Annotated in this window: 13 protein-coding genes; 11 read left to right on the top strand and 2 right to left on the bottom strand. The window is 72.0% G+C overall.

Annotated elements, in window-relative coordinates; genetic code table 11:
* The first annotated feature begins 6 nt into the window (after positions 1-6).
* The 11 genes from EIL87_RS03525 to EIL87_RS03475 all read left to right on the top strand — a co-directional run bounded on the left by EIL87_RS03525 (position 7) and on the right by EIL87_RS03475 (position 10919).
* A complete protein-coding gene (locus EIL87_RS03525; protein WP_125088699.1) occupies positions 7-567 on the top strand; it encodes a hypothetical protein in 561 nt (186 codons plus the stop codon).
* On the top strand, positions 542-3433 hold the full coding sequence (locus EIL87_RS03520) for an ATP-binding protein (protein WP_407690510.1): 2892 nt from the start codon (positions 542-544) through the stop codon (positions 3431-3433). Before EIL87_RS03525 ends, EIL87_RS03520 begins: the two co-directional genes overlap by 26 nt.
* On the top strand, positions 3430-5382 hold the full coding sequence (locus tag EIL87_RS03515) for a hypothetical protein (RefSeq protein WP_233575996.1): 1953 nt from the start codon (positions 3430-3432) through the stop codon (positions 5380-5382). Before EIL87_RS03520 ends, EIL87_RS03515 begins: the two co-directional genes overlap by 4 nt.
* Complete coding sequence (locus tag EIL87_RS03510) at positions 5382-5969, top strand: hypothetical protein (protein WP_125088698.1); 588 nt, start codon at positions 5382-5384, stop codon at positions 5967-5969. Before EIL87_RS03515 ends, EIL87_RS03510 begins: the two co-directional genes overlap by 1 nt.
* Positions 5970-5972: 3 nt before the next feature.
* Positions 5973-6986, top strand: coding sequence for a C40 family peptidase (locus EIL87_RS03505; protein ID WP_125088697.1), 1014 nt, complete (start codon positions 5973-5975; stop codon positions 6984-6986).
* A gap of 44 nt (positions 6987-7030) precedes the next feature.
* Positions 7031-7480 carry a hypothetical protein gene (locus EIL87_RS03500; protein WP_125088696.1) on the top strand — a complete coding sequence of 150 codons (450 nt, stop codon included), beginning with the start codon at positions 7031-7033 and terminating at the stop codon, positions 7478-7480.
* An 85-nt stretch (positions 7481-7565) separates the two neighbouring features.
* Positions 7566-7751 (top strand): hypothetical protein, encoded by a 186-nt coding sequence (locus EIL87_RS03495; RefSeq protein ID WP_125088695.1) that lies wholly within the window; start codon positions 7566-7568, stop codon positions 7749-7751.
* A 6-nt stretch (positions 7752-7757) separates the two neighbouring features.
* On the top strand, positions 7758-9200 hold the full coding sequence (locus EIL87_RS03490; RefSeq protein ID WP_125088694.1) for an RNB domain-containing ribonuclease: 1443 nt from the start codon (positions 7758-7760) through the stop codon (positions 9198-9200).
* A gap of 80 nt (positions 9201-9280) precedes the next feature.
* Positions 9281-9946, top strand: a complete 666-nt coding sequence (gene npdG, locus EIL87_RS03485; RefSeq protein WP_199740240.1) for an NADPH-dependent F420 reductase — start codon at positions 9281-9283, stop codon at positions 9944-9946.
* Between the two features lie 404 nt (positions 9947-10350).
* Positions 10351-10761, top strand: a complete 411-nt coding sequence (locus tag EIL87_RS03480; protein WP_125088693.1) for a DUF4326 domain-containing protein — start codon at positions 10351-10353, stop codon at positions 10759-10761.
* On the top strand, positions 10710-10919 hold the full coding sequence (locus EIL87_RS03475; protein ID WP_125088692.1) for a hypothetical protein: 210 nt from the start codon (positions 10710-10712) through the stop codon (positions 10917-10919). The genes EIL87_RS03480 and EIL87_RS03475 overlap by 52 nt, the downstream gene beginning before the upstream one ends.
* Before the next feature lie 8 nt (positions 10920-10927).
* Here EIL87_RS03475 and panB read toward each other — a convergent pair whose 3' ends face one another.
* Entirely contained in the window at positions 10928-11782 is an 855-nt protein-coding gene (gene panB, locus EIL87_RS03470; RefSeq protein ID WP_125088691.1) for a 3-methyl-2-oxobutanoate hydroxymethyltransferase, read from the bottom strand.
* Between the two features lie 135 nt (positions 11783-11917).
* Positions 11918-12709, bottom strand: coding sequence for a transporter substrate-binding domain-containing protein (locus EIL87_RS03465; protein ID WP_125088690.1), 792 nt, complete (start codon positions 12707-12709; stop codon positions 11918-11920).
* Positions 12710-12769: the final 60 nt, after the last annotated feature.

The raw sequence follows: 12769 nt of genomic DNA, 5'->3' as shown, positions 1-12769 counted from the left end.
TGCTCAGTGCGAATACGCACCGATGACGAGGTTTACCGGGTGGACGCCGTCTGGCTCGGCCCGCCGAAGGCGACCTTCCCCTGGCGTGCCCGCTACGTGGCGTGGGGCGTCGGCACGGTCGTGTTCCTGCTCGTCCTCGCCGTCGAACGACGGATGAACATCGGCTTCGGCTTCTTCTCCACGGCGTGGGCGCTGGTCATCACCGTCGCGCTGACTCGGCTGATCTGCGCCAAGATCGGGCACGAGCGCCCGCTCGGCGCGGTGATGCAGATGTGGATGCGAGAGCTGACGGCCCCCCGCGAGAAGTCGCAGGCCACCGGCGGAGCGGCCAGCGCCGCCCGGGTCCGGGTGCGCCGGCGTCGTCCCGTGCCCAAGAACAAGCGTCCCCGCCGCGGTCGAGCGCGGCAGGGGCAAGCCCAGCGGCAGACCCAGCGGCAGTCGCAAGCACGCAGGCAAGAGGGCCGGCAGGCGCAGCAGCAGCCGCGCACCACCCGGACCCAGCAGGTCGGAAGCAGGCGCACGCGTAGCAAGGAGGTTCGCGGTGTTCGGTCGCCGTCGAGGCGGTGAGCAGCAGCCGCAGCAGGTACCCCGTGGCTCCAGCGGCAAGGTCCGCGGTGCCAAGGGCAGCGGCAAGCCGCGCAAGCGCGCGCGAGGCCTGGGCGACGAGCAGTCGATCCCGACCTACACCCCGTCGATCGCCGCGCGCACCATCGACGGGCACCTGCTGCGCACCGGCCAGGACGTCTTCGCCTGGTACCGGCTCTCCCCGCAGCGCTGGTCCTTCCGCTCCGACTCGCAGCGGCAGGACCTCATCGCGGCCATCGCAGGCCAGTACTCGGAACTGCAGGGGCGTTGGCTGCACCTGCGGGTGACCAACCGGCCTTACCCGATCCGGATGTGGGCCGAAGCGCACGTGCACAACGCGCGCAACCCGCTGCCCGACACCGAGGGCACGCTGAGCTTCGACGACTACATGGTCGGCGAGCAGCAGCAGCTGATGGGCCGCTCCATGGCGGAGAAGGAGGTCTACCTCGGCGTCCAGGTGCAGACCCGCAACGTCGTGGACCGCGCCGTCGAGCGCGCCGCGCCGCTGCTGCAGAAGGTCTTCCCGGAGGCCGTCGACGCCGAACTCCTCGCGCTCGACAGCGAGATCGAGCACCTCGACCAGGTGATCGGCTCCGCCGGGCTGGACGGTCGCCCGGTGACCGCCGAGGAGGTCTCCTGGCTGATGCACCGGTCCTGCTCGTTGGGCCTGCCCGCGCCGCGCAACCTCCCCGCCGTGCCCGGCGCCCCGTGGGAACCCGAGGACCTCGCGTCGTTCACCGACGCCTCCGACATGCACCAGGACCCGTACGCCCCGACGGTGACCGTGCGCGGGCGGACCGGGTCCAACGCCGGCGTCACCCGGCACGTCGCGGTGCTGACCGTGGGCCAGACGCACGGCTTGCAGATCCCGGAGATAGACGACCCGTGGATGCAGCACTCCGACCGTCTGCCCGCGCCGGTGGAGTGGTCGGCGCGGATCTACGTGCGGCGCCCCGAGGACGTCGGTGGCGAACTGCAGCGGCAGATGAACAAGGTCCGCTCCCAGGTCCGGCACTACACCGAGGAGCACGGCCTGGAGCCGCCGACCTCGCTGGCCCGCCAGGCGAGCCGAGTGCTGGAGATCGACGACGAGATGACCTCCGGCTTCACCGCCCTGGCCACCCGGGTCAAGTCCTGGTGGCGGTTGGCGGTGTCCGGCCCCACCGAGCGCGACGCGCTGCGGCTCGCCCAGCAGATCCTCGACCTGTACAAGCCGAAGGTCGCCATCGAGCACCCCGAGGCGCAGTACGCGATGGCGCGCGAGTTCATCCCCGGTGAGCCGCTGGCGAACACCGCTTACCTGCGCCGCGGTTCCGTGGTGTGGGCGGCGTCGGCGGTGCCGCAGGCGACCGCCGAGGTCGGTGACCGCCGCGGCATCCTGCTCGGCGAGACCTGCACCGCCACCCGGCGCCCGGTCGCCTGGGACCCGTGGATGGCGCAGGAGGTCCGCGACGCCTCCGGCCTCACCGCGATGGTCGCCGGTCTCGGTGGCGGCAAGTCGTTCCTCGGCGGCGGCATCGTCTACAAGACGTTGCGCTCCGGGGCGCACTGGACGCTGCTGGACCCGTCGGGTCCGCTCGCCGAGCTGTGCAACCTGCCGGAGATCAAGCCCTACGCCCGCAACATCAACCTGCTCAACGCCCAGCCCGGCATCCTCAACCCGTACCGGGTGGTCGCCGAGCCGGAGCTGGAGCACTTCGTCGACGAGGACGACCCGGAGCGGGGCTGGCGCCGGGAGCGTGCGCTGGCCGCCGCCACCCGGCGGCGCCTGGTGCTCGACGTGCTCACCGGCCTGCTGCCCTACGAGGTGGCGAAGTTGCCGCAGACGCGGATCGTGCTGCTGCGCGCGGTTCGCGCCGTCGGCGGGCGGGTCGACGCGCACCCGGGCATGGTCTTCGAGGCGCTGCGCCGCGACGCCAGCGAGCACCACGAGCACGCGGTCGTCGTCGCCGACTTCCTCGACGAGATCCGGGAGCGGATGGCGCTGCTCATCCCGGAGAACGACGCCGACCCCTACTCCGAGACCCGCGACGACCGGCTCACGGTGCTGACCATGGCCGGGCTGACGCTGCCCAAGGACGGCGTCGGCCGCGAGCACTGGACCGACGCCGAGGCGCTGGGCGTGGAGATGCTCAACCTCGCCGCCTGGCTGACCCAGCGGTCGATCTACGAGCGGCCCAAGGGCGAGCGCAAGGGCGTCTGGATCGACGAGGCGTTCTTCCTCTCCGAGGTCCCGACCGGCCGCGTGCTGATGAACCGCTTCGCTCGTGACTCCCGGAAGTGGAACGTGCGAGTGCTGCTGTCCAGTCAGATCCCGGCGGACTTCTTGCGCATCCAGGGCTTCGTGTCCCTGCTGGACTCGGTGTTCGTCGGCCGGCTCGACGACGAGCAGGCGCAGGCCGACGCGTTGAAGCTGCTGAAGGTGCCGGTCGACGCGGGCTACGAGCAGGTCGTCTCGGCGCTGGGTCGCCGGCCGGGCCCGGCCCGCAACGCCACGCAGCGGGACCGCGCGCCGCGCCAGTTCATCTTCGGCGACGGCGCGGGCGGCGTGGAGAAGATCCGCATCGACTTCTCCGGCCCGCACCTGGAGCACCTGCGCGAATCGCTGGACACCACCCCGGCTTCCGAGCCGGACAGCGAACCGCGGGCGCTGGCGCCCGCCCCCGACGGGGACGGCGCCAACTCCGACTCCACCACGTCCGCGCTGAACCCCGCTGAGGACGACTACGGGGACGACTTCGAAGCGTTCGACGAGTTCGAACTCGAAAGCGTCGGCATCGGTTTCGATGACGGCACCGAGAGCTCGACCCGCCGGCCGGGCGAGCGGGGTGGGGACGACGCCCGGTGAGCGGCGCGGTCTTGGGCATGGTGGTGATCGCCGCTGCGCTGGCAGCGGTGATCACCACGCTGGTGATCAACCGCCGGACGCGTTCGGCTGAGGTGCTGACGCCCCGTCGCCGCAAGGCTTACCTGCTGGTCGCGGGTGTGCTGGCGTTCCAGTCGCTGCTGGCGGCCCCGGCCTGGGGCCAGGGCCTCGACTGCAAGGAGGCGCCGAACCCGGAGCGGCCCGGCTCGGGCATGGTGGGTGCGCTCGACCCCGCGCCCCTGGGCGCGGGCAACCCGGGCAGCGCCTACGACGAGGTCGGCTACGCCGGTCTGGTCTGGCACACCTACGACCTCGGCTGCGGCCCGCAGGGTGTGACGCACCCGGAGGCGATGGTCGACACCTGGGTCGGCAACGAGCTGTTCAACCTCGCCAAGAACCTGGTGGGCGCCACCAACGGGCTGCACTACGCGCTGCTCAACGGCGACCTGATGGACCCGCTGGACGAGGTGATCGCCACCGGCACGGTCGCGCTCTACGACAGCGTGTTCGCGCCCTGGTTCGGCTTGGTCGCGCTGGTGCTGGCGGTGGTGCTGTTCCGCTACATCTGGCAGGGCGACCTGGCCAGCATCGGCAAGCGCGGCATGTGGGCGCTGGCCGGCCTGTGGTTCGCTTCGGCGACCTACCTGACGCCGCTGGTCTACACGCACGCGCTCGACGAGATCGTGATCACCGGGACCTCGGCGGTGCAGGCCGGTTTCCTGCACGAGGTCGGCGTCGACGAGGCGAACGCGCTGCCGACGCTGCTGCACGACCAGGTCGTCTACCGCAACTGGCTGCGCGGTGAGTTCGGATCGCCGGACACCCCGCAGGCCCAGCAGTGGGGCCGGGAACTGCTGCGCGCCCAGGCCTGGACCAAGCAGGAGGTCAACGCCGGGGCCGACGCCGGGTCGCCGGAGCCCAAGAAGCAGGCGTTCGAGGACGTCGCCGGCAAGATGGGCAGCTCCTACGGCTACTTCCAGGGCATCGATGGCAGCCGGGTCGGCGCGGGCGTGCTGGCCAGCGTGCAGTCGCTCTCCTACGCCTCCTTCCAGCTGCTGGCCAAGGCCACGATCCTGCTCGCGCAGGTGCTGCTGCGGGTGCTGATCCTGGCAGGGCCGCTGATCGGCCTGGTCGCGCTCGTCTACCACCAGATCTTGCGGCTGATCGGCCGGGTGGCGGGCGCGGCGGTGCTCAACGTCGTGATGATCTCGGCGATGGCGGGCCTGCACACGCTGATCCTGACCTGGATCTTCGACCCCTCGCGGGGCTTCTCGGCGCTCACCCAGATCCTGCTGGCGGCGCTGATCACCATCGTGTTCCTGCTGATCGCCAAACCCGTCCGGCGGCTCACCCAGATGGTCGAGCTGTCGGTGGGCACGGTCGGCCGGGCGGCGCCTCGCGCACCCGGCGGGGTCTTCGCGCGCTTCGGCCGTCGCGGCGAGAGCCCGGCCGGTGGCGAGTTCTGGGAGCAGTTGCGCGACAGCGACGTCGACGAGGACCACGACGACCGGCCGCGCAGGTGGCGCCCGGAGGCGGCGCTGCCCGCGGTCGCGCAGCGGCTCGACCGCGAGGACGGTGCCCCGTCCGCGCCGGACGCCCTCCCCTCGAACGGTGGTGCCGCGGCCGGAGCCCTTCCCGCCGGCGGCGCTTCACCGCGCCGGCCGGGCGGTGCGCAGGGCGCCGCGGAGGCACGTGCGACCAGTCGGGTGGTTGATACCAACCCGGTGGCGGATGCCAAGTGGGACGGGAACGACGAAGATCCGGTGTTGATCCCGTCGCGCGCGACGGTGGAGCGGGTGTCGGACCAGCCGGTGGGCGAGTCGCCGCGCCTCGCCGACCGCGAGGTCGTGCAGGGCCGTCCCGTGCACGTGATCTACCGGCCCTCCCGGGGGCTGGAGGTGGCCGATGGCGACCAGACGAGGGGGAGCTGATGCCGATCCGGACGCACCGCGGGCGAGCCGCGGTGTACCGCAGGTTCTGGGGCTGGCCGCTGCGCTCGCCCAAGCACCTGGCGGCCGCACTGGTCGTGGTGGGCGCGGCGGCGACGGTCGTCGGACTCCTGCTGCCCGAACCGCCGCCGAGCCGCAACGAGGCCGCCGGTGGCGGTCGGACGACGAGCTACCAGCTCCCGCCGCAGCGTTCCGCCGTGGTGCCCACGCCGAAGCGGCCGCCGACGATCTCCGTGCCGCAGGCGGGACCGACGCCGACCGCGCCGGACCCCGCCGGTGTGGCGGTCGTCGAGAAGTGGGGCGAGGCCTGGGTGAACCACCCGGTCGGCGCCGAACGGCGGCAGTGGCTGGACGGGCTGCGTCCGCTGACCACCGACGAGTTCCTCAGCGAGCTGTCCACCGTGGACCCGGTGAACGCGGGCAACGTGGTCACCGGCGCTCCTGCGGCGGTGAGCTCGACCGAGGGCTCGATGGTCGTGCGGCTGCCCACCGACATCGGGGTGCTCAACGTGACCGTGAACAAGACCCCGGCCGGATGGCGGGTGGCTCAGTACGACAAGGAAGGCTGACGCATGCGCAAGCTCGTGGTCGCCGTCGTCGTGCTCGCGGGTTTCGCAGGGATGATCGGCCTCGGGGCGCTGACCATGCTGATCAGCGGCAGCGGCGGCAACCAGGGCTGGTCGAACTGCAGCGCTGACCTCGGACCGTGGGGTGACGGCGCCGGGCGCGGGGAGCGCGACGCGCGCACCCTCAAGCCCGAATCCGTCCAGATCGCCAAGCGCATCATCGACGTCGGCAAGCAGCGCGGACTTCCGCCGCGCGCCTGGCAGATCGCCATCCAGGCGGGCAAGACCGAGTCGAACCTGGCCAACGTGGCCCACGGCGATCGCGACTCGCTGGGCATCTTCCAGATGCGGCCCTCGATGGGCTGGGGCTCGGTCGCGCAGGTCACCGACGTCGACTACCAGATCAACAAGTTCTACGACGTGCTGCTGGCCGTCCCCGGGTGGGAGGAGCTGCGGCCGGGCACCGCCGCGCAGCGCGTCGAGCGCTCCGCGTTCCCGCTGCGCTACCACCGCTGGGAGCCGATGGCGGCGCACTTGGTCAGCGTCCAGGGCGACGTCCCCGGCATCACCGGTTGCGAGGACCTGCCCGGTTCCAGCGTGCTCGCCGAACAGGCGCTGTCGTACGCGAAGGGCCAGCTGGGAAAGCCCTACGTGTGGGGTGCGGCCGGTCCGGCGGCCTTCGACTGCTCGGGCCTCACCCAGCAGGCGTGGAAGGCGGCGGGCGTCGAGATCCCCAAGTACTCGCAGACCCAGTACTTCCAGGGCGGCGTGCACGTGCCGCTGGCACAGGCCCAACCGGGTGATCTCGTGTTCTGGGGCTACGGCCGGGATCCGCGCGGAATTCACCACGTCGGGCTCTACCTCGGCGACGACCAGCTCCTCCACGCGCCGCAGCCGGGTGAGTCGGTCGAGGTCACGAAGCTGTGGGACGGCGGGCAGTTGCTGCCGACGGTCGTGCGGCCGGTCGCGGACACGCCCGCGCCGCCCGGCGCGGTGCCCGCCGCGGGAGGTGCGCGTTAGGTAACAATGGCGGCGGCCTGCTGGAACACCGGAGGGGGTTGCTCATGTTCACGCCGGACCCGATCCCGCGGCCGACCGGTCCGCCCGCCTCGAGCACGCCGCTCGGTGATTACCTGAACCAGTCCCCGCCCGGGAGCTCCTCGGGCTACGCGGTGTTACCGCGGTCGCTCGCCGAGGCGATGCCCCTGCCGTGGCAGCACCAGATGCGCAACCTGCTCGCCGAGTTCCACCAGGCGTTCGGGCACGTGCAGTGGCCCGTCTACCGGGTCGTGCCGTCCCGCTACGAGCAGCTGGCCAACCTCGACGACGACCAGCTCGCGGAGGTGGGCTGCACCGTCGAGGTCGGCGACGACGGTGAGCTGGAGTACCGGATGCGCGACGGCCGCCGGATCGACGACCCGGAAGCCCTCCAGGTCCTGGTGTCCTGCCTGGACCCGATCCCACCGCGGGGAGCCCGGCCGCCGGCCGCGCCACCACCTCCTCCTGCCTGGTGACCGATCGTGGGCGCCCGTTCCGACATCTCGGTCGAACCGGCGCTCGGCGCGTGACAGCACGGCGTTCGCGTGCGAGGCTCGAAGCATGGCCCGCGGAGGTTGGTACTTCTGCCTGAAGCATCGGCAGGTCGAGCCCAAGTCGGGCTGTCGTGCCGCTGACCGGCTGGGCCCGTACCCGGACCAGCAGACCGCTGCTCGTGCGCTGGAGATAGCCGAGGAACGGACCAAGGTGGCCGACGAGGCCGACCGCCGCTGGAAAGAAGAGGACTGAGCTCCCGTGGCGGCGGCGGAGAAGTCCCCGAACGGCGTCAACGCTGTTCCTCCCGCAGCCGCGCACGCGGACTTCGCCGCCATCCGGCGTGAGCTGAACCTGCCTCGCGACTACCCGACCGGCGCGCTCGCCGAGGTCGAGCAGACCGTCGCCCAACCGCTGCCCACCGGTGTCCGCCACGACGCCATCGACCTGCCGCTGGTCACCGTGGACCCGCCCGGGGCCAAGGACCTCGACCAGGCGGTGCTGCTGCGGCGCCGCGGCAGCGGGTACCGGATCCACTACGCCATCGCCGACGTCGCCGCGTTCGTCCCGCCCGGTGGCGCCCTCGACGAGGAGGCGCGACGCCGCGGCCAGACGCTCTACCTGCCCGACGGCAACATCCCGCTGCACCCCACCCGGTTGTCCGAGGACGCCGCGAGCCTGCTGCCCGACCAGGTGCGCCCGGCCGTGCTGTGGACCATCGACCTGGACTCCGACGGCTCGCCGCAGCGGGTGGACCTGCGCCGGGCGCTCGTGCGGTCGGTCGCCCGCCTCGACTACGACGGCGTCCACCGCTCGCTGGAGCAGGGCTGCGCGCACCCGTCGATCGACCTGCTGCCGGAGGTCGGGCGGCTCCGCCGCGAGCAGGCGCTGCGACGCGGCGCGATCGAGCTGGGCCTGCCCGAGCAGCAGGTGGAGTCCGACGGTCACGGCGGCTGGCGGCTGGCGCTGCGGCCCCGGATCGTCGTCGAGGAGTGGAACGCCGAGATCTCGCTGCTCACCGGCATGTGCGCTGCTGAGATCATGCTGGAGGCCGGCGTCGGCGTGCTGCGCACGGTGCCCGACCCGGACGCCGACACCGTCGACGTGCTGCGGCGCTCGGCCAACCAGCTCGGCGTGCACTGGCCGGTCGGCCTGTCGGCGGCCGAAGCGCTGGCCGATCTCGACCCCGCCCGCCCCGAGGCGCTGGCGGTGCACGTCGCGGCCACCCGCCTGCTGCGCGGTGCCGGTTACACCGCGTTCGGCACCGGCGCCCCGGCCAAGGCCGGGCACGCCGGCATCGGGGCGTCCTACGCGCACGTCACCGCACCGATCCGGCGGCTCGTCGACCGCTACAGCGCGGAGGTCTGCCTGGCGGTGACCGCCGGGCGCGAGATTCCCCAGTGGGTGCTGCTGGCGCTGGGCGAACTCCCTTCCGCCATGGGCGGGTCCGACCGGGTCGCCGCGCAGGTCGAGCGGGCCTGCATCGCCCAGACCCAGGCGTGGTCGCTGGAATCGCGGGTCGGCGAGGAGTTCCCGGCGACCGTGCTGCGCGTGCCCAACGGGGTGGCGGGGGAGGTCTTCGTGGCCGACCCGCCGATCATCGCCCGCTGCGCCGGCGGCAGCCTCGCCGAGGGCCAGCAGGTCCGGGTGCGGCTGGTGACCGCCGATCCCGCCCGCCGCGACGTCGAGTTCGAAGTGGCCTGACGCACACCCCGTGGCATTCTCGGGGGCACGGGTCGATCGTGGACCGTGTCGAGTTGACCGTGGCGAAAGGGGCCGTGAAGGTGACGAGCGTGCGGGAGATGACCGTCGGAGTGCTGGGCGGTACCGGAGCCCAAGGCCGTGGACTGGCGATCCGCTGGGCCAAGGCCGGGCTGAAGGTCGTGATCGGGTCCCGCAACGCGGAGCGCGCGCAGCAGGCGGCCGACGAGATCAAGGAGATCGCCGGCGGCGACGTCACCGGAGCCGACAACGCAGGTTGCGCGGCGGCCTCGGACCTGGTGCTGGCGGCCCTGCCGTGGGAAGGCCACGCCGACACGCTGAAGTCGCTGCAGACCGAGCTGGCGGGCAAGATCGTCATCGACTGCGTGAACCCCCTCGGCTTCGACAAGAAGGGCCCCTACGCCCTCCCGGTCGACGAGGGCAGCGCCGCGCAGCAGGCCGAGCAGCTCCTGCCGGACTCCCGCGTCACCGCCGCCTTCCACCACGTCTCCGCCGTCACCCTCGCCGACCTCAGCGTCGACCACGTCGACCTCGACGTCCTGGTCCTCGGTGACGACCGCGAAGCCACCGACACGGTCCGCGAACTCGCCGACGTCATCCCCGGCGTCCGCGGCATCTACGGCGGACGCCTCCGCAACGCCCACCAGGTCGAGGCCTTCACCGCCAACGTCATCGCCATCAACCGGCGCTACAAGGCACACGCAGGCCTCCGCATCACGGATGTCTGAGGTCGTCCTTGGCGGTGCTCGCTCTGCTTGGCGGTGCGGGGTGGCAGGACCTGAGCGGCTCCGTGGACTCCGTGCGCCGCTCTGGTGCACGCCGGTACACGGCGTCGCGGCGTACTCGCCACGACGCCGCTCAGAACCTGCGGCGCGGTGCCGGTTGAGTGCCCTGGGCTAGCGGCTGCCGCCGCGGGCCGCCTGGATCCCTGCGCGGTGCGGGTGGGGTCCTGCACTGAACGGTGGCTTCGCCGCGTGTTCGGCCTTCATCCGGCCGAGTTCGGCCTACCGCCCCCGGTGATCGGATGGCTGATCACCGGCGTGACCTGGGTGCTGGGGGCACTCCGCGGTGGCACCTGGGGTGGTTCTGGGCTGCTGGTGGCGGTCTTCCGTGGTGTTGTCGTGGGGACGGCATGCTGGGGGTGGAGGTGGTTCGGTTGTTGCCGGAGGAAGCCAGCAGTTGGAGCGATGACGAGCGGGAACGCGCCGATGCCCTGCTCGACGGACACACCGTGGTGGTCAACGTCCGCAAGGACGGACCGCACAAGCACCTGGTGCCGTGGCTGATCGATCAGGACCTGCTGACCTACGTCGGCCACTCCGGTCCGAGGCACGGCTGGCCGCAGTCGGACTTCGCCAGCCCGTTCGTCTCCGAGGCCAAGCACGACCGCGAAGCGATGGTCCGGCACTACGAGCAGTGGCTCGACGACCGCCCGGACCTGCTCAAGCGCATCCGCGAAGGGGAGCTCTCGGGCCGAGCTCTGGGCTGCTGGTGCGCCCCGAAGCCCTGCCACGCGGACGTGCTCGCCCACCGGGCGGGCTGAACCCGGGGCGCAACGCCCTCTCCCGCGCGGCGCTGGAGTTCGTCGCCGACCAGTCGCGGCTCGACGACGTCCTCGAGCGGCTCGACGAGGTCGCCGCCGCGACCGGCGGTGCCCCCTTGCCCGCGGACGTGAGCTGCGCAGGGGGCACCGGCCGGTGACGCGGTGATCAGTGGAAGGAGTGCTCGGGACCGGGGAACGTCCGGCCCTTGACCTCGGCGGCGAACTGCTCGGCCGCGCCGGAGAGGGCCTTGCCGAGCTCCGCGTACTGCTTGACGAACTTGGCGGTGCGGCCGGTGTTCATGCCGGCCATGTCGGTCCACACCAGCACCTGCGCGTCGCAGTCCGGGCCCGCACCGATGCCGACGGTGGGGATGCGCAGCTCGTTGGTGACCCGCTTGGCGGCCTCGGCGGTGACCATCTCCAGCACCACCGAGAACGCACCGGCCTCCTGCACCGCGAGGGCGTCCTCGAGCAGCTGGTCGGCCTGGTCGCCGCGGGCCTGCACCCGGTAGCCGCCGAGGCCGTGCTCGTGCTGCGGGGTGAAGCCGATGTGCGCCATCACCGGGATGCCTGCCGAGGTCAGCGCCTCGATCTGCGGTGCGAAGCGGCGCCCGCCTTCCAGCTTCACCGCGTGCGCGCGACCTTCCTTCATGAACCGTGTCGCGGTCTCCAAGGCCTGCTGCGGCGAGGCCTGGTAGGAGCCGAAGGGCAGGTCGGCGACCACGAGCGCGTGCTCGGCGGAGCGGGTCACGGCCCGGGTCAGCGGCAGCAGCTCGTCCACGGTCACCGGCAGCGAGGTCTCGTAGCCGTAGACGTTGTTGGCGGCGGAGTCACCGACCAGCAGCACCGGGATGCCCGCCTGGTCGAAGATGCGGGCGCTGTACATGTCGTACGAGGTGAGCATGGGCCACGGCTCGCCGCGCTCCTTGAGCTGCTGGAGGTGGTGGATGCGCACCTTGCGCCGGGTCGGGCCCGATCCGTAGGGGGCCGCGGTCTCGCCCGGGTTGTGAGCAGCTGTCATCGTTGACCGTCCTTTTCCCTCGAGGCCCGCGCGCGGGTCCCCGGGTAGTTGCGGATGGTGGCGCGTCCAGCGTCGCACGCGGGAGACGCCGGGGCGACGACTCCCGACTCACATCACAGCGGTTCCCGCGGCGGTTCAGCCGATCCACGCAGCGGCGAAGCGCTGGTAGGTGCCGTCGTTGCGAGCGATGGTGAGGTAGTGGTTGACCCACTGCTGGAACGCCACGTCACCCTGCGGCAGCAGGTAGGCCTTCTCGGCGAAGGTGAACGGCTGCTCCGGGTGCACCGGGCACAGCTCCGGGTGCTGCCGGGACTGCCAGCGGGTCTCCGAGGCGTCGGTCATCATCAGGTCCGCGCGGCCGTCGATGATCTGCTGGAAGATCGTGTTGTTGTCCGGGTGCTCGACGATGGTCGCCCGCTTGAGCGCCTGCCGGGCGAACTTCTCGTTCGTGCCGCCCGGGTTGACCACCGCGCGCACCCCGGGCTGGTCGATCTGCTCCAGGGTGTGGAACCGGCCCACGTCCTCGCAACGGGTGATCGGCGTCTTGCCGTCGACCCCGAACGAGGTGCTGAAGAACGCCCGCTGCGCCCGTTCCAACGTGATCGACACCCCGCCGACGGCGATGTCGCAGCGCGCCGCGAAGTCGTCCAGCAGCGTCTTCCAGGTGGTGGGCACGATCGTCGCGCGCACGCCCAGCTCCTCGGCCATGTCGCGGGCGACGTCGATGTCGATGCCGCTCCAAGCGCCAGCCTCGTCGCGATAGGTGAAGGGCCGGTAGTCGCCGGTGCTGCACACCCGCAGCTCGCCGCGCTGGACCACCTCCTGCAGCCGGTGCGGGGCCGCCTGCGGTTCCGGTGGGGGTGCGCTGCACCCCGCCGCCACCGCCGTGGCCACGAGCATCCCGATGCCGAACTCCACCCAGCGCATACCGCCTCCTGATCTTCCGTGGACAAGGCATATCCCGTCGTCGCCCGGAAGACCAGACCT

Origin of the sequence: Saccharopolyspora rhizosphaerae (genome assembly GCF_003931915.1) — a bacterium.
Lineage (GTDB): Bacteria > Actinomycetota > Actinomycetes > Mycobacteriales > Pseudonocardiaceae > Saccharopolyspora > Saccharopolyspora rhizosphaerae.
Note: the sequence above shows the minus strand (reverse complement) of the source record. Positions and strands in the feature narration are given on the sequence as shown.